General features: G+C 67.2%; 19 protein-coding genes and 1 pseudogene. 13 read left to right on the forward strand and 7 right to left on the reverse strand.

Annotated features, from left to right (window positions below; translation table 11 throughout):
* The 5 genes from Q8M88_RS14765 to Q8M88_RS14785 form a co-directional block, all read left to right on the forward strand.
* Positions 1-806: NAD(P)-dependent oxidoreductase (locus Q8M88_RS14765; RefSeq protein WP_305597919.1), on the forward strand; the 806-nt coding region annotated here is incomplete at its 5' end.
* A gap of 11 nt (positions 807-817) precedes the next feature.
* Entirely contained in the window at positions 818-1,930 is a 1,113-nt protein-coding gene (locus Q8M88_RS14770; protein ID WP_305597920.1) for a DegT/DnrJ/EryC1/StrS aminotransferase family protein, read from the forward strand.
* A gap of 72 nt (positions 1,931-2,002) precedes the next feature.
* A complete protein-coding gene (locus Q8M88_RS14775; protein WP_305597921.1) occupies positions 2,003-2,956 on the forward strand; it encodes an NAD(P)-dependent oxidoreductase in 954 nt (317 codons plus the stop codon).
* Positions 2,957-2,958: 2 nt separating this feature from the next.
* Complete coding sequence (locus Q8M88_RS14780; RefSeq protein ID WP_305597922.1) at positions 2,959-4,275, forward strand: NAD(P)/FAD-dependent oxidoreductase; 1,317 nt, start codon at positions 2,959-2,961, stop codon at positions 4,273-4,275.
* Positions 4,272-4,724: a GtrA family protein gene (locus Q8M88_RS14785; RefSeq protein WP_305597923.1), complete on the forward strand. Its 453-nt coding sequence runs from the start codon at positions 4,272-4,274 to the stop codon at positions 4,722-4,724. Before Q8M88_RS14780 ends, Q8M88_RS14785 begins: the two co-directional genes overlap by 4 nt.
* Here the strand turns inward: Q8M88_RS14785 and Q8M88_RS14790 are convergent.
* A complete protein-coding gene (locus Q8M88_RS14790) occupies positions 4,721-6,031 on the reverse strand; it encodes a glycosyltransferase family 39 protein (protein ID WP_305597924.1) in 1,311 nt (436 codons plus the stop codon). The genes Q8M88_RS14785 and Q8M88_RS14790 overlap by 4 nt on opposite strands.
* 188 nt (positions 6,032-6,219) lie before the next feature.
* On the opposite strand from Q8M88_RS14790, the gene Q8M88_RS14795 reads away from it, so the two are divergent.
* Positions 6,220-7,503 carry an O-antigen ligase gene (locus Q8M88_RS14795; RefSeq protein WP_305597925.1) on the forward strand — a complete coding sequence of 428 codons (1,284 nt, stop codon included), beginning with the start codon at positions 6,220-6,222 and terminating at the stop codon, positions 7,501-7,503.
* On the opposite strand, the gene Q8M88_RS14800 is transcribed toward Q8M88_RS14795, so the two are convergent.
* The 5 genes from Q8M88_RS14800 to Q8M88_RS14820 form a co-directional block, all read right to left on the reverse strand.
* Positions 7,465-8,217 carry an SDR family NAD(P)-dependent oxidoreductase gene (locus tag Q8M88_RS14800; RefSeq protein ID WP_305597926.1) on the reverse strand — a complete coding sequence of 251 codons (753 nt, stop codon included), beginning with the start codon at positions 8,215-8,217 and terminating at the stop codon, positions 7,465-7,467. The two genes, Q8M88_RS14795 and Q8M88_RS14800, sit on opposite strands and share 39 nt — an antisense overlap.
* Positions 8,214-9,527 carry an FAD-binding oxidoreductase gene (locus Q8M88_RS14805; protein WP_305597927.1) on the reverse strand — a complete coding sequence of 438 codons (1,314 nt, stop codon included), beginning with the start codon at positions 9,525-9,527 and terminating at the stop codon, positions 8,214-8,216. The genes Q8M88_RS14800 and Q8M88_RS14805 overlap by 4 nt, the downstream gene beginning before the upstream one ends.
* A 5-nt stretch (positions 9,528-9,532) precedes the next feature.
* Entirely contained in the window at positions 9,533-10,972 is a 1,440-nt protein-coding gene (locus tag Q8M88_RS14810; protein WP_371132729.1) for a UbiA family prenyltransferase, read from the reverse strand.
* 109 nt (positions 10,973-11,081) lie between these two features.
* Positions 11,082-12,152: a glycosyltransferase gene (locus Q8M88_RS14815; RefSeq protein ID WP_305597928.1), complete on the reverse strand. Its 1,071-nt coding sequence runs from the start codon at positions 12,150-12,152 to the stop codon at positions 11,082-11,084.
* A gap of 83 nt (positions 12,153-12,235) precedes the next feature.
* Positions 12,236-13,912 (reverse strand): MFS transporter, encoded by a 1,677-nt coding sequence (locus tag Q8M88_RS14820; RefSeq protein WP_305597929.1) that lies wholly within the window; start codon positions 13,910-13,912, stop codon positions 12,236-12,238.
* A gap of 282 nt (positions 13,913-14,194) precedes the next feature.
* Between Q8M88_RS14820 and Q8M88_RS14825 the strand changes: the two genes are divergently transcribed.
* Positions 14,195-14,338: a hypothetical protein gene (locus tag Q8M88_RS14825; RefSeq protein WP_305597930.1), complete on the forward strand. Its 144-nt coding sequence runs from the start codon at positions 14,195-14,197 to the stop codon at positions 14,336-14,338.
* 74 nt (positions 14,339-14,412) lie between these two features.
* Complete coding sequence (locus Q8M88_RS14830; protein WP_305597931.1) at positions 14,413-16,131, forward strand: amidohydrolase family protein; 1,719 nt, start codon at positions 14,413-14,415, stop codon at positions 16,129-16,131.
* A 4-nt stretch (positions 16,132-16,135) separates the two neighbouring features.
* Here the strand turns inward: Q8M88_RS14830 and Q8M88_RS14835 are convergent.
* A pseudogene (locus Q8M88_RS14835) lies at positions 16,136-17,375 on the reverse strand (dipeptidase).
* A gap of 302 nt (positions 17,376-17,677) precedes the next feature.
* Between Q8M88_RS14835 and Q8M88_RS14840 the strand changes: the two are divergent.
* From Q8M88_RS14840 to Q8M88_RS14860, 5 genes are all read left to right on the forward strand, one after another.
* Positions 17,678-18,325 (forward strand): hypothetical protein, encoded by a 648-nt coding sequence (locus Q8M88_RS14840; protein WP_305597933.1) that lies wholly within the window; start codon positions 17,678-17,680, stop codon positions 18,323-18,325.
* A gap of 48 nt (positions 18,326-18,373) precedes the next feature.
* Positions 18,374-19,102, forward strand: coding sequence for a hypothetical protein (locus Q8M88_RS14845; protein WP_305597934.1), 729 nt, complete (start codon positions 18,374-18,376; stop codon positions 19,100-19,102).
* A gap of 85 nt (positions 19,103-19,187) precedes the next feature.
* Positions 19,188-19,562: a hypothetical protein gene (locus tag Q8M88_RS14850; protein ID WP_305597935.1), complete on the forward strand. Its 375-nt coding sequence runs from the start codon at positions 19,188-19,190 to the stop codon at positions 19,560-19,562.
* Between the two features lie 104 nt (positions 19,563-19,666).
* Entirely contained in the window at positions 19,667-20,335 is a 669-nt protein-coding gene (locus Q8M88_RS14855; protein WP_305597936.1) for a C39 family peptidase, read from the forward strand.
* 8 nt (positions 20,336-20,343) lie between these two features.
* On the forward strand, positions 20,344-21,051 hold the full coding sequence (locus Q8M88_RS14860; protein WP_305597937.1) for a hypothetical protein: 708 nt from the start codon (positions 20,344-20,346) through the stop codon (positions 21,049-21,051).
* The last annotated feature ends 83 nt before the right edge of the window (positions 21,052-21,134 follow it).

The following is a 21,134-nucleotide window of genomic DNA, read 5'->3' on the forward strand; positions in this document are numbered from 1 at the left end:
TCGTCCAGGGCGACATCCGCGACCTCGACCTGCGGGTGCTGTGCGACGGCGGTGAGGTGATCTTCAACCTGGCCGCCCAGTCCAGCCACATGGGCGGCCAGGCCGACCCGCTGGCCGACATCGCGGTCAACGCCGTCGCCCAGCTTCGGTTGATCCAGGCGGCGCGCGAAGCTGCGCCCGAGGCCGTCGTGGTCCACGCCTCGACCCGGCAGTTCTATGGCCGTCCGGAGGTTCTGCCGGTCGACGAGCATCATCCGATCGCCCCGCCGGACGCCAACGGCGTCTCGAAGTTCGCCGGCGAACAATACTGGATGCTGGAGCAGCGGGTGCGCGGGCGGCCCGTGGTGTCGCTGCGGCTGACCAATTGCTACGGCCCGGCCCAGCGCATCCGCGACGCCCGCCAGAATTTCCTCGGCATCTGGATCCGCGCGGTCCTCGAGGACAAGCCGTTCGAAGTGTGGGGCGGCGCACAGAAGCGCGACATGACCTACGTCGACGACGTCACGCGCGCCTTCATCGATGCGGCGGCGACGCCCGCCTGCCATGGCAGGATCTTCAACATCGGCGGCCCGCCGCCGGTCAGCCTGCAGCAGATCGCCGATCTGATGGTCAGCTTGACCAAGGGCAAGGCCGGCTATGTGACGCGGGAATTCCCGGCGGAGCGGGCGCGCATCGACATCGGCGACTACTACGCTGACGACTCGGCGTTCCGCGCCGCCACCGGCTGGAGCCCCCAGGTCAGCATAGAGGACGGCGTCGCGCGCTCCATCGACTGGTTCCGCGAACGCCTGGCGGACTATCTGTGAGCGCGCCGGCGATGATCCCGCAGACGGACCCGGCGGCCGGATACCGGGCGCTGAAGTCCGAGATCGACGCCGCGGCGCTGCGCGCGCTGGGCTCTGGCTGGTACATCCTGGGTGAAGAGGGCCGCGCCTTCGAGGCGGAATTCGCAGCGTGGCTTGGATCCGGCCAGACTGTGGGTTGCGGCAACGGCACCGACGCCATCGCGCTGGCGCTGCGCGCCCTGGACATCGGCCCTGGATGTACGGTGGCGACCGTCTCCCACACCGCTGTGGCGACCGTGGCCGCCATCGAGATGACGGGGGCCGTTCCACTGCTGCTGGACATCGAGCCGGACGGCTTCACCCTCGACGCCGAAGAGCTGCGCGCGGTGCTGGAACGCCCGCCCGCCGGCCTGCCGCCGATCCGCGCCGTGGTGGTGGTGCACCTCTACGGCCAGGCAGCCGACATGAGCGCGATCCTCGCCGCCTGCGAGGCGCACGGCGTGGCGCTGATCGAGGATTGCGCCCAGGCGCACGGCGCGACCTGGCGTGGCCGCAAGGTCGGCGGCATCGCCCAGGCCGCCAGCTTCAGCTTCTATCCAACCAAGAACCTAGGGGCGCTGGGCGATGGCGGGGCGACGGTCGCCCACGACCCAGCGGTGGTCGAACGGCTGCGGTCGCTTCGCCAGTACGGGTGGCGCGAGCGGTTCATCAGCGCCGAAGCCGGGGTCAACAGCCGCCTGGACGAGCTGCAGGCCGCCATCCTGCGGGTGAAGCTGGGCCATCTCGACGCCAACAACGCGCGCCGCCGTGCTGTCGCGCAGGCCTATGACGCCGCGCTCGCCGGATCGCCGTTCACCGGCCCCGTGCGCCGCGCCGACTGCGAGCACGTGTTCCACCAATATGTGGTGCGCACGCCCGACCGTGACGTGATGCAGGTCAGGCTGCGCGAGGCGGGCGTCGGAACCGCCCTGCACTATCCGGCCCCCGTGCATCGCCAACCCGCATACGAAGGCCGCGTCGCCCTGGGGCCGCGCGGCTGCAACGCCACTGACGTGACCAGAGGCGAGATCCTCAGCCTGCCGATGTTTCCGGAGATGACCCAGGAGCAGGTGGCCCGCGTCTGCGAGGCGATCCGCGGCCTGTGAACCACGACGGCCGCATAGCGGCCGGCGTTTTCTCCCCCGTTCCGGGGCAAGCGAAGGGTTGAAGCGAGCTCGATGGCTGTCGACGATCGAAGCACCGAGGGCAAGACCGTCGTGGTCACCGGCGCGGCCGGCCTAGTTGGGCAGAACCTGATCCCGCGGCTGAAGGCGGCCGGCCATCGGGTGACCGCCATCGACAAGCATCCGAACAACACCGCGATGCTGCGCGAGCTGCATCCCGACATCCTGGTGATCGAGGCCGACCTTGCGGCCCCGGGCGATTGGCAGGCCGCCTTCGCCGGCGCCGACTGCGTGGTGCTGAACCAGGCACAGATCGGCGGGCTGGAGCGGGGGCCGTTCGTCGCCAACAACATGACCGCCACCGAGCATATCTTGGATGCGGTGACCCGCCACGGCGTGCCGCACATCGTGCACATCTCGTCGTCGGTGGTGAACTCACAGGCCGACGACCTCTACGTCGAGACCAAGACCGCCCAGGAGCTGATCGTCGCGGCGCATCCGACGCCGCACCTGATCCTGCGCCCGACGCTGATGTTCGGCTGGTTCGACCGCAAGCATCTGGGCTGGCTGCGCCGCTTCATGGACCGTGCGCCGCTGTTCCCGGTGCCGGGAAACGGCCGCTTCCGCCGCCAACCGCTGTATGCCGGCGATTTCGCCGCAATCATCGCCGCGGGCGTCGAGCGCAGCCTCACTGGCGCCTTCGACATCTCTGGCCGCACCGAAGTGGACTATGTCGAACTCATCGACATGATCCGCCGCACCGTGGGCGCACGCACCCGCATCGTGCATATTCCCTTCGGCCTGTTCTGGGCCCTGCTCTGGGTCTATGCGCGTTTCGACCGAGATCCGCCGTTCACCACGCACCAGCTGGAGGCGCTGGTCATTCCAGAGGTGTTCCCGATCATCGACTGGCCGACGATCTTCGGCGTCGTCGAAACCCCGCTCAACGACGCCCTGGCGCAGACCTTCCTCGACCCTCGCTATGGCCGGATCGTGCTGGACTTCTAGGGATGACCAAGACGGTGATCATCGGTGCGGGAGCGATGGGGCTGGCGGCGGCGCACTATGCGCTCAAGCTAGGCCATGAGGTCGAGGTCATCGAGGCCGATGCGGTCGCCGGCGGCATGGCTGCACACTTCGACTTCGACGGCCTCTCGATCGAGCGTTTCTACCACTTCATCTGCAAGCCGGACGCGCCGACCTTCGCCCTGATGGACGAACTTCGCATCGGTCATCTGATGCGCTGGCGCACCACGTCGATGGCCTATTTCGCCCGTGATCGGCTGCACAAGTGGGGCGATCCGATCTCGCTGCTCACGACCGGACTGCTGAACCCGATCGAGAAACTGCGCTACGGCGTACAGATGTTCCTCACCTCGCGCCGCAGGAACTTCGACGATCTGGAGAACGTCTCAGCCCGCGACTGGATCGAGCGAGGCGCCGGCGCCAGCGTTTACGAAAAGCTGTGGCGGCGATTGATGGAACTGAAGTTCTTCCAGTACGCCGACGATGTCTCCGCCGCCTGGATCGCCACGCGCATACGCCGCGTCGGACGCTCGCGTCGCTCGCTGCTGCAGGAGGAGCTGGGCTATATAGAGGGCGGCTCCGAGACCCTGATCACGGCGCTCACCGCATCGATCCGGGCGCAGGGCGGGCGCATCCGTCTGGCGACGCCCGCCGAGCAAGTCCTTACTCGAGATGGCGCGGTGACCGGTGTGCGGGCAGGCGGTCGGCTGTTCGAGGCGCAAGCCGTGATCTCGACCGTACCGACACCTTTCGTAGCGGGCCTGATCCCGGATCTGCCCGAGGCCTCGAAAGCCGATTATCACGCGATCCGCAACATCGGCGTGATCTGCGTGGTGCATAAACTGAAACAGAGCGTGTCGCCGCACTTCTGGGTCAACATCGTCGATCCGGCGATCGAGGTCCCTGGCGTGATCGAGTTCTCCAACCTGCGGCCAATGCCGCAGTCGGTGGTCTATGTGCCCTACTACATGCCGACAGATCACCCGAAGTGGCGCTGGTCGGACGAAGCGCTGATCGAGGAAAGCTTCGGCTACCTGCGCCGGATCAATCCGAACCTCACCGACAGCGACCGGTTGGCCAGCAGGGTCGGGCGTCTACGTTATGCCCAGCCGCTCTGCGAGCGGGGTTTCGCGGCCAGGATCCCGCCGATCCGCACGCCGATCTCGGGCCTGCAGGTCGCCGACACCTGCTTCTACTATCCTGAGGATCGGGGCGTATCGGAGGGCGCACGCATCGCCCATGAAATGGCGCTGGCGATCGGCACCGATCACCAGCCGCGGCGCGAACCGGTGTACATATGAACGCGACAAAGCCAGAACCAGGCGCCATCCGGCGGATACTGGCCTTCTATCTGAACGGCTCTTTCGCCCGTTTCCTGCTGGCCGGGGGCGTGGCCGCGGGAGTGAACTTCGCCAGCCGCATTGCGCTCGAATCGAAGCTGGGCTTCGTCACGGCGGTGTTGACCGCGTATGCGATCGGCTTCGTGGTCGCCTTTTTCCTCAATCGCTATTTCGTCTTCCCGGCGACCGGCAAGCCGATCCGACAGGAGATGGCCTGGTTCCTCGTGTTCAACCTGATCGCCTTGCCGATCGTCCTGGTCGCCTCGGTCCTGCTGAGGGACCACGTGTTCCGGAAGCTGTTGCCGCCCGGAGCGGCCGAGACCGTCGCACACGGTTGTGCGATCCTGATTCCGATCCTGTTCAACTTCGCGGCGCACCAGTTGGTGACGTTCCGCCCAGCGCGGACCTAAAGCGGCCTGAAACGACGCGCAAGCTGGCTCAGCAGGGCTTGAGCGCCCACGCCCGCGGCGATGAACAGGATGGGCTCCAGGTGCATGCGGTAGCGCGCATGCACCGCGCTGGCGGCGTAGACCACGGTGAGCGACGCCAATGCGCCAGAGCAGATCACCGCCGTCGGCTTGTCCACATGGCGCCGGTCGCGCCATAATACGACCAGGCCAAGCACGACGAGCAGGTTGGCGATGAGCCAAGGCAGGCGATAGGCCAGCGAGCCGGTAATCCGCACGTCGGTCCAGTCGAACACCCACAGCAACGCCACCTTATCCAGCGCCAGTTGTGCGAGACGTCGCCCCGACGCCGCATCGACGTCCGCTTCGAACGCCTGCATGAAGGCGGCCTGCAGCCGGGTCTCGTACAATGGCCCATGCGCGACTGAAGCCTGAATCCGGCCGCGGGCCTGGGCGCCCGGCCCGGTGGGGGGCTCCTCGGTCATATTGCCCGATCCGTTGGTGTAGGGATTGAAGCCCTTCCACAGATTATAGCCGCCGCTCTGCGCAGCCGGGATCACCTCGCCGAACAGGATGTAGTTGCGTGTCACCCACGGGGCGAGGACCAGCGCCATCGCGCAGCCTGCGACCAGTCCGATTCGGATCAGGTCGGTGAACTTGCGCCGCCAGAGCGCGCTCAAGGCCACGAGCGCGGGCCCGACGAGCAGCATTTCGGAGCGGTTCAATGTCGCCAGGCCGCAGAACAGCCCGCTCAGTGCAGCGTCACGCCAGGACATCCGCTCCGACTGCGCGATCCGCACAGCGGTGGCCACGATCACCAGCAGGAAGAACACCGCCCAGTTGGTCTGGTGGTAGGTGGCGGTGACAAACACGAACGTCGGGTAGACCGCCAAGAGGCCCGCGGCGAAAAACGCCTCCATGCCGGAGCGACCCAGCGAAAGGCTGAGCCGGAACACCAGCCAGATGTTCACGAGCGCGACAGCGAGGCTAGCGGTCAGCCAGGCGGCGCGCGCCACGGCGCCGTCGCCGAAAAGATGGAACAGCAGCAGCCAGAAATAGCTCAGCAACGGCGGCATATAGGCAGAAGGATAGGTCGCCAGCCCGCCGTCGTAGAAGCCGCACAGATCACCGTGGGTGTGAAAGGCGCAGACCGCCTGCTCGCCATACTCCCACAGCGTGGCGCCATGCGTGACGTCGCCGACCAGAGCCAGCGCGCCCAGTCGCAGCAACAAACCGACGCCCAGCGCCACGGCCAACAGAGTCCCATCGGCTGGCGCCGCTCGGGCGGTGGACAAGATCGGACTGGACACGCGCTTGGCCCCTCTCGCTGGCTCGACCCGTCATAACCCGGAGAGGTTCCGGCGGCGTGAATCTCCGAAACCCCGTCATCGCGGGCGCATGAAGAAAACAGGCACGATTAGCCGTTAGTCTTCCACACGGACGGCGTGCGCCATAGAACGGCTTCGCCGCGCCGCATGCGTGCATGGAGTTGAATCGCTTGGCGAGCCTCGAGCAATCACCGCGGATGGCGTCGCCCGAACGCGCCCGCCTCGACGCCTCGATGTTCGGGGACACCACGCTCGCCCAGGTACAGGTGACGCTGCTGCTGAGCCTGATGACCATTTCGATCTTCGGCGCCGCGAGCAACGTCGCCCAGATCGTACTGGTGCTTATGATCGCCTCTCAGGCGTGGCGCTCGCTGCTCACCGCCATGCCGCGGATCTGGATCTTGCTCACCTTCCCAGCGATGGCCGTGGCCTCGACGATGTGGTCGGATGCGCCGATGATCTCGCTGCGGTACTCGCTGCAGTTCGCCTACACCGTGGCCGCCGGCCTGCTGGTCGCGGTGGCGATCGGGCCCCGGCGGATGGTCGCCGCCCTCTATATATCCTCGGCGGTGGTGGTTTTCGGCTCGCTGTTCGTCAATCGCTGGGGCATGTCGGAGGAGGGTCCGGTGCTGATCGGGCTCACCGGCTCCAAGAACCAGATCGCTTCGGTCTGCCAGATGGCGATCGCCGCCGCGTTCGCGGTGATGTTCGACAAGGAGCAACCCGCATGGATGCGCCGCTCTTCGTTCATCGGCGTGTTCCTGGCGCTGTCGATGCTGTTGCAGGCCCACTCGGCGACGGGCGTCCTGACGGCCATGGGCGCCACCGCGGCGTTCGTGGGCTTGCTGCTGCTCCGCCCGCTGGGAACCGGCGCAAGGCTGGGCGTGATCCTCGCCGCTCTGGTGGTGCTGACCCCGGTCGTGGTGGCCAAGGACGTCGTCGTGCGGGAAGCCCAGGAGGTCGCGACCAAGGTGTTCAAAAAGGACGCCACCCTGACCGGGCGCACCTATCTCTGGCGCAAGGCCGACGAGCTGATCGCCCAGAAGCCGACGCTTGGCCACGGCTACCGCGCGGTGTGGCTTGGCAAGTCGATGACCACCATCGGGCTGCTGCGCTGGACTGGGCTGTCGGACGGGCGCGGCTTCCACTTCCACCACACGTTCCGGGAAGTGACCGTCGACACTGGTTACATCGGTTTGGGCGTGTTCCTGGTCTCGCTGGGGCTGATCGGCTTCTCGCTGCTGACCAATGTGGTGTGGAATCTGACCGTACCCACCGCGTTCTTCTTCTCCGCCTACCTGACGATGATCTCGCGTGTGTTCACCGAAGTGATCGTCGGGCCATTCTCGCCGATGACGCTTCTGCTGTTCGCGCTGGGCGTCTACGGCGTGGCGCGACGCAACGAACCGGCGCGGCTACAGCCTGGTCTTGTGGAAGATCGCGGCCGGCGCTAGGCGGATCGCCAGCAGCACGAAGCGCCAGAACCACGGGGCGTAGACCACAGGGCCGCCCGCGCTCGCCGCGCGGTGGATCGCCGCCGCCGCCGTAGACGCATCGGCCCACAGCGGGCCGGATCGATCGAACCCCTGAGTCATCGGCGTGCGCACGAACCCCAGCTTCACCACCACCGCCCGAGCCTCCCCGCCGACCTGGGCCAGGCGGTGGGCGATCCCCTGTCCCAGGATCGCCAGCCCGCCCTTCGCCGCTCCGTAGACGTAGTTCGACATCCGTCCGCGGTCGCCGGCGACAGATGAGACCATCACCAGGCTGCCACGGCGCTGGGCTTCGAAGGCCTGGGCGGCCGCCAGCGACCACAGGGCCTGGCTGGTGAAATTGACGTCCAGCACCGCGCGGGCGGCGGCGAGATCGGACTCGGAACGCGCCTGGTCGCCCAGAGCGCCGTAGAACAGCAACACTGTGTCGACTCCGCCCAAGGTCTGGGTCCAGGTCGATAGTTTGGTCTGAGCATCTTCCGCTTCTGCGAGATCCATCGCCGCGACTGCAACCTCGGCTGCGCCACGCAGGCGCAGGTCGGCCGCCAGCACATCGAGGCGGGCGGCGTCACGCGCCACCAGCATCAGGTGTGCGCCCTCGGCCGCGAACAGCCTGGCGGTCTCCTCTGCGATGGCCGACAGGGCGCCCAGGATCACCACACGCTCGCCGCTCATGCCGAGACCCCCAGCGTGCGCCGCGCGAAGTCCGAGCTGAGACCGGGGTCGAGATGCTGGAGGAATTCGTCCAACCGCGGATAACCCGCCCGCATCATGTCCGCGCTCATTCTTCCGTCCTTCGCTGCATAGATCCGGCCGCCCGCCTCTCGCACGATCGCATCGAGCCGGTCCATCAGCTTCAACACCCCGGGCCCGCGCGCGGGAAAGTCCATCGCCAGGGTCGCGCCCCCCCGCGGAAACGACAGCAGACCGGGCGACGCACGTTCGCCGAAGGTCTTCAGCACGCTGAGAAACGAACCCTCGCCGGCCTTCGCCACGGCGCCGAGCATTTCCGCCACCGCGTCGCGGGCCGAAGGCGCGGGCACGACGCTCTGATGCTGCCAGAACCCCTTGCGCCCATAGAGCCGATTCCAGCCGGCCACGCTGTCCAGGGGATGCAAGGCTGCGGAGTACGGAACCGTGCGGCGGCGCACGCCCATCGACTTGGCGGCGAAAACGACTTCGTTGAAGACGCGCAAGCTCAACGGGTTGAGCGGCGAGACCGGCGGCTCGATCGGCGCGCTCAGCCGTCCTTTGCGTTGCGGCCCCTCCCCTTGCGAGGTCCAGGCCCCGCGACTGAAAATCCCTCGCCCCCGTCCGACGTCGATCCACGCCGCGGTGTGTTCCCAGGCTCCGGCGCTCTCGGCCGCAAGATCAAAGAAGCCGCCAAGGTCGCCGAACGGCACGTCCTCGTTGTCGATGTATGGCCCGGTGATCTGCGCAAGCTGCAACTCGACCCAGGTGATCACGCCGGTCAGGCCGAGCCCACCGATGGTCGCTGCGAACAGCGGGTCTCCGGGGGCGAGCTCCATTTGCTCGCCGGTGGTGCGCAACAGGCCCAGGCGCCGGACGCCGCAGCCGAAAGCCCCGGCCGAATGGTGGTTCTTGCCGTGGACGTCGTTGGCGACCGCGCCGCCGAGCGTCACCTGAGCTGTTCCCGGCGTCGTGGTGGTGAACATGCTGCGTGGAGCGAGCAGCTTCAGCAGGGCCTCGAGGGACAGTCCGGCCTCGGCGCGCACGACCCCGTTCTCGGCGTCAAAGACGATCAGCCGGTCCAGGCCCGACATATCGATCAGGCCGCCGGCGCTGTTCAGGCCGCTGTCGCCGTAGGAGCGCGCCAGCCCCACGGCCAGGGCGCCGCCCGCCGGGGCCTGGCGCAGCAATCCCGGGAGCTGGTCGGCGAACCGTGGCCGGGCGACGTGCTGAAGCGGCCGCGCCGCTCCGCCCCAGCTTCGGAACCCCGGCGCAGCCGTAAAGGCGTCACCCATGCCGGTCAGAGCGCCAGCAGCGCGCTGGCGATCAGCAGCACGCCCAGCACCAGGCTCGGACGATCGCGCACCGCGAAGGAGACCGGATCGTCGGCGAGGTCGCCTCGCGAGGCCAGCAGCCAGATGCGCTGCACCCACAGACCGATCAGCGCGGGCGCGGGCCACAAGAAGGCAGGTCGGCTGTAGCCGCCGGACACCGCCGCCTCGAACACCAGGAACAGAACGATGATCAGCAGCGAGCACATCGCCGATCCGACGCCCATCGCCAGCGTCAGGCCCGCGTCCTGGGTGCGATAGCCGCGTCCGGGGATCGGCCCGGTGATCCGCTCCGCAGCCTTGACCAGTTCCGCATGGCGCTTGGCGAGCGACAGGGAGAAGAAGAAGAACAGCGCGAACACCATCAGCCAGACCGACGGCGGCACTTCGACCAGCGCGGTGCCGACGCCGAGGCGAAGGGCGTACAGCGCGGCGAGGACGTAGACATCCAGCATCGGCACGCGCTTCAGCCGGAACGAATAGGCCAGCGTCACCGCGGTGTAGATCCCAAGCAACAGGCCAGCGACGGACGAGAGCAGCGTGGTGGCGGCAAGGCCGGCCGCGATCAGCAGAGGCGCTGCGACCAGTCCCGCCTTGACCGGGATCGCGCCGCTCGCGAACGGCCGCCGCCACTTGGTGGCGTGGGCGCGGTCGGCGGCCAGGTCCGACAGGTCGTTGATGATGTAGGTCCCCGACGCCGTGACGCCGACCGCCACGAAGCCCAGCACGCAGGCGATCACCGCATGCGGGTCGTCCAGCCGGTCCCCGAGCAGCAGCGGGATGAACAACAGCAGGTTCTTCGACCACTGATGCAACCGCAACGCCCGCATCCAGGACCGCACGCCGTTTTGCGCCGACTGGAATTCGGCCTCCACGGGCTTGCCCATCTGGCGCGCGGCGTTGGCGACCTCGGCCGGCGCGCCCGCCAGGACGATGGAGTCGGCTGCGGCGAACACCGGCAGATCCGCGCGGCTGTCGCCCACATAGGTGAAGCCGTCCGGGAAAGCCTCCTGCAGAGCGGCGGACTTGTTCGGACCTTTGAGGTTCACCCCGTCGCGGGTTCCGAGCGCGTCACCATGCAGGAAATCGAACCGGCGCGCCGCGGCCTCGGCGACCTGCTGGTCGGCGGCGGTGACCAGATGCACGCGGCGCCCGCGCTTTTGCTCGCCGCGCAGCCAGTCGACCAGTTCGGCGCGCACCGGCATGCTCGCCACGCAGTCGACCGTGACGTTGCGCAGCGCCTCCTTCATCGAGGCGCGACCGCGCAGCAGCGCCACCAGAGCCCTCAGCGCATGCATGGGGCGGGTGAGCAGCGACTTGGCGAAGCCTTCGTCAAGGCTGTCGCCGAGGAACAGAGTTCCGTCGAGGTCGACCGCGATGTCCCCAGGAAGTTGTGCTGACGTCGACAGTCGAAAGCTCCTTGGCGGCCGTTCTCCAGCCTCCCGATGAGGTCATGTCTATCACCACATCGGCCAACAATTGCTGAATACCCGTCGACAGGCGGCGAAGTTTCGCCGTTCAGGAGCCCTGCGCCGCGGCTTCATAGTAGGTCAGATAGTCGTGCGCCGCGCGATGCATGGACAAGCGGTCCAGCACATAGTCGCGCGGGCGATAGGTTTCCCGGGCGGCCCAGAACGCGTCGAAGCGCTCCGCGAACTCGCCGATCCTGAATTTCGATCCACAGCGCTCATCGAAGTAGGGCACGGCGCTAACCCGATGGTCGGGCGGCGCGAAGGCGCGGATGTTCGGATCCACCACCTCGCCTTCTTCCCAGGCCAGGATCGGCACGTTGGCCGCCATGGCCTCTTGGTAGGCGATTCCCTGGGTCTCGTGCTCACACAGGAAAAGCATCGCGCGGGCCTCGCGCACGGCGGCGCGAAACTCCCCCTGGTGGTGATCGCCGTAGCGCAGCACGACATAGGAGAGGCCACGAGCTTCCAGATGACGGATCGCCGGGTCCAGCACGCGCGGGACCTGCTCGTCGCGCCGCCAACGGATCTTGTCGTAGACCACCACGTCGATGTGCTTGGGATGCGCGCTCATGTCCGGCCAGGCGTCGGGGTCAATGGCCACCGGCCATTCGCGATAGCGGTCGCCGCAGAGCGGGGCGAACAGCGCCGCCAGCCACGCGCCAGGAGCCAGCAACATGCGATAGCGGGGGTCCTGCAGCAGGCGGGCGGCGGCCTGCGGATCGCCGAAGTCGCCGTGTCCGAATATACGCGGATTGGACGCCGGCGCCTTCGCCAGGACGCTGGGGTAGCCGGCGAGGCCGATCGGATAGTCGGGGCGCCGCGCAGCCTCGGCGAAGTCGTTGACGCGCACGTCGCATCCCGCCCGCCGCAGCGACCGCTCCAACGACAGGAAGGCGGTGTAGAAGCCTGTACGGGTCTGGCGGCGACGCGCGCTGCGCCAGACAAACCGCGCCAGCCGCCGGAGCTGAGAATAGGTCCCGCCGATCAGGCCGGGCGTCGCGCTGCGCTCGAAGCCGTCATAGAATAGCAGCACCAGCGCGCCCTTGGCGGTGCGCACCAGTCCGGAAGTCTGAGCCCCCGGCGCCTGCAGGCCGTCCGCGTCATCGATCTGCGCCAATGCGTTCCGATCCCCTGCCCGATGGCCGCCGCCCGCAGCCCTCTAACCTGGATTCCAATAATTCCGCCTGAACCCGCAGCACGTTAGCCGGGCGGCAAGGTGACCAGAGGGACCGCGTCATCAGCCAGCGCCAGCGGTCGCCAGTTCAACGGCCCTGCGCCCGACGGCCGCTGCACCCAACGCCGGATCCTCAGCGGCGCGCCGCTGTGGAACGCCAGCACCCGGTCTCGGATCGCCAGGTCGGCCTTGGTCAGCCGCGCGTGCCGGCGCTGATGGTCCAGCCAGGTCGGGTGGCTGAACTGCTCGATCCAGATCTCTGGATCGTCCAGGTCCTGATGCAGCGTCCACGTCGAGGCCCCGTCGCGCCGGCGCACGGCGCCCAGCTCGCGCGCCGCCGCCATGAAGGCCGGGGCCAGCTTTGGATCAACGCTGTATTCCACCAGGATGTCGATCGGACCCGCTTTCGGATCGATGTCCAGGTCAGGCAGGCTCGCCAACAAGTCGGCCGGATCGAGGTCGGCGTCGTCGACGGTGCGCGGCAGCAGCCAACGCGCCACGGCCTGGGTCGCCAGCAGCAGTGCGGCGGCCGCGACGAAGGTCGGGCGTAGGCCGATGTGGTGAGCCACCTGGCCCCAGACGATGCTGCCCACGGACATGCCGCCCAACATGACCATCAGCTGCATGGACAGCACGCGCCCGGCCACCCAGCCGGCCGACGAGGTCTGCACCGCGGTGGTCAGGGCGGAGGTCACCAGCACCCAGGCGCCGCCAGCGCCGGCGACAAACAGGAAGGTCGTCGGGTACCACGGGCTGATCGCGACGCCGAACATCGCCAGCGCGAAGGCGAGGCAGGATCCGTCCATCACGTGCTGGCCGCCAAACCGGGTGCGCAGCCGCACGCTGGCCAGCCCCATCAGCATGGCGCCGCCGCCGAAACCGGCCAGCAGCACGCCGTAGACCACCGGACCGCCCTTCAGTAGGTCGCGGGCCACCAGGGGCAGCAGGGCGAACGACACCGCCGCGCAGAAGCCCAGCATGCCGCTGCGGATCAGGATGGTGCGGATGGCCGGCGCGCCAAGCACGTAATGCACCCCGGTGCGCATGGCGCGGCCCAGCGTTTCGGGGCGATGGCGAGCCTCCGGCGGGGTGCGCTTCCAGGCGGCCAGCACGCCGATCAGGCTGATGTACGACACGGCGTTGATCGAGAACGCCAGCGCGCTGCCGCCCATCGCGACAATGGCTCCGCCCAGGGCGGGCGCTGCGCTGCGCGCCAGGTTGAAGCTGACGCTGTTCAGCGCCACCGCGGCGGGCAACTTCTCGCGTGAGACCTGCTCGATGATCGAGGACTGCCAGGATGGCGAATAGATCGTGATCCCGCAGCCGATCAGGAAGGTGAAGGCCAGCAGCGACCAGGCGTTGATCATGTGCAGCCAGGCGAGCGCCGCGAGCGCGGCGGAGGCGAGCAGCATGGCGATCTGGGCCGCCATCATCACCTTGCGCCGATCGAAGGTGTCGGCCAGCGCTCCAGCCGGCAAGGAGAGCAGCATCATCGGCGCCATCGCCGCGGCCTGCACTAGCGCGACGAAGTCAGGCGAGGGGGCGAGCGTGGTCATCAGCCAGGCTGCGCCGACGTTCTGGATCATCGCCCCGCAGTTGACGACCAGGGAAGCGGTCCAGACGGCGGCGAATATCCGGTGTTCGAACGGGGCCAGGGTGGCGCCGCGCATGAACTTCGGCGCCCTGATCGGCGGTCTCGCCATGTCCTCCCCTAAGCCCCGCGCGTCAGTGATTCACCGCACCTCGGCGATTCCCTCGGACGACGAACGCTTGAGCCTAGCGGGAAACGGGGCCGAATGGAATCGTGGTTCCGCACCAAACATCCCTTAATTCAATCGCTTAGATGAACGACCGAGCACGGACGCAAGGTCCGATCGCATAGCTTCCGGTCGATTTTCGCATGCTTGTGGAACGGCGCGCGACATCACAAGGTTAAGGCCAATAGACGGCGCAGCAAGCGCCGCTTGAGGAAACGAGCCGTGATTTTGAAGAACATCGAACAACGCCCCATGTCCGCCGTCGCGGAAGAGCCCTGCCTGCGCTGGTCGCTCTTGCTGCTGGTCCTGCTGCCCGCGATCCCGTTCGGCGTGTGGGCCGGAGCGAACCTGATGATGCGGGTGGCCGGCTGAACGACGCAGACTTCGCGCCGCCCTGACCGGCCTGCTATAGAGCCTCCAGTTCAAGCAGGTGATGGAGGCGGCCGGTGGTTGACGTGGTCATTCGAGGCGGCACGCTGGTCGACGGCGAAGGCGGCGAACCTTACGAGGCGGACGTTGCGATCCGGGACGGTGTCGTCGTCGAGGTCGGCAAGGTCGCGACGCGCGGCGCCGAGGAGATCGACGCCAAGGGCCTGCTGGTCACCCCCGGATGGGTCGACATCCACACCCACTATGACGGCCAGGCGACCTGGGACAGCCGGCTGACCCCCTCCTCCATCCAAGGCTCGACCACCGTCGTCATGGGCAACTGCGGCGTCGGCTTCGCCCCGGCGCGCGCCACCGACCACGATGCGCTGATCCGCTTGATGGAAGGCGTCGAGGACATTCCTGGCGCGGCCCTGCATGAGGGCCTCGCCTGGAACTGGGAGAGCTTTGGCGACTACCTGGACGCACTGGACCGCGTGCCGCGCGACATCGACATCGCCGCCCAGATCCCACACGGCGCGCTGCGCGTCTTCGTGATGGGCGAACGCGGCGCGGTGCGCGCACCGGCCACCGAGGAAGAAGCAGCCCAGATGGGCGGCCTGGTGCGCGATGCCCTGAAGGCTGGCGCGATCGGTTTCTCCACCACGCGCACCGCCGCGCACCGGACCGCCGACGGCGCGTTCACGCCGACGCTCGGCGCCGCCGATGCGGAGATGCTGGCGATCGCCAAGGGGATGCGCGAGGCAGGCTCCGGCGTGCTGCAGTGGGTGTCGGACTTCCGCGAGATGGACCACGAGTTCGATCTGCTGAAAGAGCTGCTCACCGTCTCGGGCCGGCCGCTCAGTTTCTCCATCGTCCAGGCCGACGTGTTCCCCGGCCAGTGGCAGGAACTGCTGAGGCGCCTCGATGAGGCCGTGGGCCAGGGCTACGACATCCGCGGACAGGTCCAGGGCCGCCCGGTCGGCCTGATGCTTGGGCTGCAGGGCTCGGTCCATCCGTTCATCAGCCGCCCTAGCTACAAGGCGATCGCCGACAAGCCGCTGGCTGAGCGGGTGGCGATCATGCGCGACCCGGAGTTCCGCGCCCGCCTTCTTGCCGAACAGCCGATCAAGGACATGCCGTTCGTCAATTCGGTGGTCGGCGCCTATCACAAGATGTTCGAGCTGGGCGACCCGCCGAACTACGAGCCGCATCCCAGCGAAAGCCTGGCGGCGCGCGCCGCCGCCGAGGGCCGGGCGGCGGACGAGATCGCCTATGACCGGATGATCGCCGACGACGGCGCCGGCTTCCTGTTCTTCACCCTGCACAACTACATTGACGGGGACCTGGAGAACGCGCTGACCATGCTGCGCAACCCCAATACCCTGTTCGGACTGTCGGACGGCGGCGCGCATGTGGGCGCCATCTGTGATGTCAGCGTGCCGACCTACATGCTCAGCCACTGGTGCCGTGACCGAACGCGCGGGGCCAAGCTGGACCTGCCGTTCGTGGTCAAGAGCCAGAGCCGCGACACCGCGCGCGCCGTGGGGCTGATGGACCGCGGCGTCGTGGCGCCGGGCTACAAGGCCGACATCAACGTCATCGACTTCGACCGCTTGCAGCTACGCCCTCCCCGCATGGTCTATGACCTGCCGGCCGGGGCGCGCCGCCTGATGCAGGAAGCCGACGGCTATGTCGCGACCCTGAAGAGCGGCCAGGTGACCTATCGCGACGGCCACCCCACCGGACCTCTGCCCGGCGAACTGATCCGCGGCCACCGGCGCGCGCCGGCGGGCTGAAGCGCTATCGCGCCGCCGGCTTCGGCTTGGCGGCCGCTTCTGCCGCCTGCATCACGCGCAGGAAATTCCCGCCCCAGATCTTGCCGACCTCGGCCTCAGTATGGCCCCGCGCCAGCAGTTCGCGCGTGACGTTTTCGGCCTGACTCTCGTCCTGGTAGCCTTCGACACCGGCCCCGGTTGAAGTCGGTGCCGACGCCCACGTGGTCGACGCCGATCCGTTTCGCGACATATTCTATGTGATCGACCAGGCCCTTGACGCCGGCCTGCTCCTCTAGAGCGTAGAAATCGCGGTAGAAACCCGATCGCTTCGGCTCGGGCAGATCGTCCGATCCCTGATAGCTGGTTCCGCTCTCCGGCAGGCCGTAGGTCTTGCGCAGCGCCAGCAGCCTGGCGTCGTAGTCGGCGGGTTTGGGCCGCAGGTAGCGGTTGAAGGCCGTGATCTGGATGACGCCGCCCTTGGCGCCGATCGCGTCGATCTCCGCATCGTTCATCCCGCGAAGCGTGTCGGCCAGCGTGAGAACCGCCGCATGGCTGGCGACAACTGGCGTGCGCGACTGGGCGACGGTCTGCAGCACCGCCTGGTGGCTGAGCTGGGACACGTCGATCAGCTCACCCAGGTCATTCATGCGAGTGACCGCCGCGCGACCCAGGGCCGACAGGCCGCCATGTTCCTCGCCCGCGCCGGCCTGCGGTCGCGAGGAGTCGGCGAAGGCGGTGTTGCCGGCGTGCGCCAGCCCGACCACACGGACGCCCTTGGCGTAGAGGTCGTCCAGGCCGTTGACGTCCTCGCCCAGCGAATAGGCGTTGAGGAAGCCCAGGATGATCGCGACTCTTCCGGTGTCGACGATGCGGCGCACGTCGGCGGCGCTATAGGCGATCTGCGCCTGGTCGGGATGGTCGCGCGCCACCGCCAGGATGGCGGCCAGACGTTCGGCCGCTTCCGCGGCCCCGGCGGCGTAGCCCTCGCGCGTGCGCGCGCCTGTGTTCGATGTCACGGCGTAGACGATGGCGTCGACCCCGCCGGCCCGCAGCTTCGCCAGATCCGACTTCGACTTGCCGTCGGCCGCCAGGTAGCGCGGCGAGATGTTCGGCAACGCAATGTCCACGTGGCTGTCGAGCACCAGGGCGCGGCGGTGGATGGCGTCGACGTCGGGCGCGGCCTGCGCCCAGGCCTGGCCAGCGGCGAGCGTGAGCGCCGCGGCGCCAGCCAGCAGCATCCTGCGAGTCATCGAATTGCGGTTCATGGCCGCCCCTCCCGTTTTTGTGTGGCTGACAGTTCGACCCGATGCGCTGCGCGCTGCAACGCCAGAATCTCTATTCCGCTGAATAGGAAGCCAGGCAGGCGGTGGAAAACCAGACAGAGGCCTCGCCAGCGGCGCCAAACACCGTCAGAACGGAACCTGGCGGCGAGGACGGGACTAACGCTCGGTAAACATCCGAGTTCGATCACGTGTTTGTGATCCGAACTCTGGGGCGCAATCCTGGTTCTGCCGGCCGGAGGTGGAGACTCCTCCAGCACTCACAGACCTTTGGGAAGGTAATCTAGATGACCAACAAGTTCCTCATCTCGGCGTCGGCGCTCATCATGGGCGTGGCGATGTCGAGCGCGGCTTTCGCCGCGGACGCAGTGAATCTGAACGGCGACCTGAACGTCGCTGCCGGCGGCAACGCCTCGGCTACGCAAACGACGTACAACAGCGCCTCGACCTCGTCGTCCAACGACGACAGCCTGGAACTGAACGTCTACAGCAACAACGACGTCGGCTCGGGCAATGACCTGCTGTCCAACAACACTTCGGACACGTCGATCACCAAGCTTGATGACTCCTCGCTGAGCGTCAGCAAGGGCAACAGCAACGTGATCGGTTCGGACAACACCCTGTTCTCGGACAACGATTACACGAAGTCCGTGACCACGAATGACGACTCGACGACGACGAAGACGTCGCTGGTCGCCCTGTCGCTCGAATCGCTGAGCGCCAAGGTCACCAACAACGACATCACCTTCGACACCGATGGCGACACTGCCAACAACACGCTCTCCACGGGCGACATCAGCGGCGGCATCTCCACCGCTGGTTCGGGCATCACGACGCAGTCGTTCAACACGGGCATCAGCTCGGTGAACCAAGCCGCGACGTCGCTGGCCGCCAACTCGTCGATCACGTTCGGTGCGTCGGCTGAAGTCCACTAATCGGCTTCCCAGCTCACTCACCCATTCAGAATTTTGGAAGGCACACTAATGACCAATAAGTTCCTCATCTCCGTGTCGGCGCTGGTTCTCGGCGTCGCCATGTCCAGCGCGGCGATGGCCGACGCCGGCAACGGCAACCTCGAAGGCAACGTCGCCCTGGGCGGTCCGGTGTCCTCGACCACGGACCACGATGGCGTCACCACGACGACCTATGGCAACTCGACCGCGGTCGACACCACGACGAACCTGGCGACCACGACCAAGAGCGACGACGACACCTACCTGGTGAACTACGGCAGCGGCAACGCCATCCTGTCGAACAACGACGTCGCGTCGGGCAACTCCTCGACCAAGGACGTCAGCGTCACCGACACGTCCGACACCACGATCTCCAAGGACAACGGCAACCGCGTCCTGTCGGGCAACTCGCTCGGCTCGCGCAACACCGACTCCGTGACGATCAGCAAGACCGACACGTCGGACTACACGAAGGTGTCCTACTTCACGAAGTCGGACGTCGAGCAAAAGGCGCGTATCGCCGACAACGACCTGACGATCTACACGACCGGTTCGCCGGCCTCGACCCTCAGCCATGACGGCGATGCTTCGACCGTTTACGGCGCGGGCACGAACGCGGTGACCACCGGCGGCATCAACGCCGGCGACCACACCGCCTACGCTGGCATCCAAACCGCCAGCTACAACACCGGTCTGACGACCGCGAACCAAGCCGTCACCGGCCTGGGCGCGAACTCCTCGATCGGCTTCGGCGACTAAGAGCCTATCGGGCCACGCCGCCGCATCCGCGGCGGCGTGGCTCACTTCTTGAATTCAACTGCCCTATCCGCACCGGAGAGTCCCGATGTCACGCACCGCCACCTGTCTCCTGGCTTCCGCCGTCCTCTTCGGGACGTTCGGGATCGCCTCGGCGGCGGACACTCAGGCTCCGGCCGCCAAAGCCGCACCCCAGTCGATGAGCGCCGATGAGATGGCCGCGACATCCGGGGGCGCCAATACGGTGACCAACCTCGCCATCTCCGACCAGGATCTCGAGGCGATCAACAAAGACAACTCCGTGAACACCGGCGGCGGCGATTACCGCTCAGGCGACGTGACCTTCTCCCCGGGCGCGCTGGTCGGGTTCAACGGCATCGGCAATGTGACGGTGAACACCGGCGCCAACGCCAACGTCATGGGCAGCATCAGCGTCACCATCGCCACCACCCCCACCCCTTGAGTTCAGCCATGTCGTCGCCGCTTCTTCGCAGCTTGACCGCTCTCGCATGTGGAACCGCCCTGGGCCTGTGCCTGGCGGCTCCGGCATCGGCGCAGGTCTCGTTCATGGAAGGCGGCGCGACGTTCAATGTGAAGGTCACCACCTTCAAGGACATCCCGTGGCGCACGGTGGTGCGGCAGCAATACGATTACAGCTGCGGCTCGGCCGCGCTGGCCACGCTTCTGCATTACCACTACGGCAAGCCGGTCACTGAGGCCGAGGTCTTCAAGGCGATGTACGCCACGGGCGATCAGGACAAGATCCGCAAGGTCGGCTTCTCACTTCTCGACATGAAGCGCTATCTCGAAGCCAATGGCTTCAGCGCAGACGGCTACAAGCTCGACATGGAAGAGCTGGCCGACCTCAAGGCCCCCGCGATCGCGGTGATCTCGATCAACAATTACAAGCACTTCGTGGTCATCAAAGGCATGCAGGGCGGGCGCGTCCTGATCGGTGACCCGGCCCAGGGCCTCAAGACCTATTCGCGCGAGGAATTCGTCGCGATGTGGAACGGCATCGTCTTCCTGGTCAACGAAGGCCCTGCCCAGCAGGTGGTCTACAACCGCAGCGAAGAATGGAACCCGTGGCCCAAGGCCCCGCTGTCCCATCCGATCAACAACGCCTCGCTCTCCGATTTCACGCGGGAATTGCCGCCGATGTATCAGGTGTCGGGCGCTCTCGACATCGACCCCTACATCGCCGGCGATCTTCCTGTTTCTCGTACTCTTCCGTGAGCTTACCCATGACCCGCCTCGCCACTCTGACCGCTGTGCTGGCCATGCTGTCGCTCCCTGGGGTCGCGCTGGCCCACACCAGCTTCGACGGCCTGAACGACATGGCTGAAGCGGACATCGCCTCGATGTCGAACGACGCAGCGGCCATCTCGGATATGGCCGCAATCGATCCGTTCAGCCTGCTGAACGCGCCGGAACTGGCCCTGGCCGACGAGCCTGCGGCGTCTGGCGGCTTGGCTCTGGCCGAAGCGGACCTGGAAGGCGAACGCGGCGGGTTCATGACGCCGCTTGGCCTGGATATCGGGTTCGGCGCGGTCGTGCGCACCACCATTGACGGCGCAGTGGCGTTGGAAAGCCGCCTGACCTGGGACACCCAGACCGGCGCCAAGGCTCCCGAGATCCTGCAAGGCGCACCGACCGCGAACCTCGCCGGAGCGGCCGCTGCTGGCGGCATCAAGCTGGGCGACACCTCCGGCTGGAACGGCGTGGTCATTCCCGGTTCGGGCGGCGCCACCGCGGTGCTGCAGCAACTGAACGGAGGCGGCATCACCAACCTGACGCTCAACACCGCCAACGATCGCACCATCGAGCAGCACACAGACATCACCCTGACCATTCCGGGCTTCGACGTGCTGACGGCGGACATGATGCGCTCGCGCGTCGGCTCCAACATGCAAAGCTCGCTGGATCTGGCGCTGACCAACGCCGCCAACTAGGGCTCCGCGCCGGGCCGCCGCGGCCTGGGCGTCACATGCTAAAACGCCCCGGATCAATGATCCGGGGCGTTTTGCTGTGTCTC

The sequence above is a fragment of the Phenylobacterium sp. genome, assembly GCF_030693805.1.
GTDB lineage: Bacteria > Pseudomonadota > Alphaproteobacteria > Caulobacterales > Caulobacteraceae > Phenylobacterium.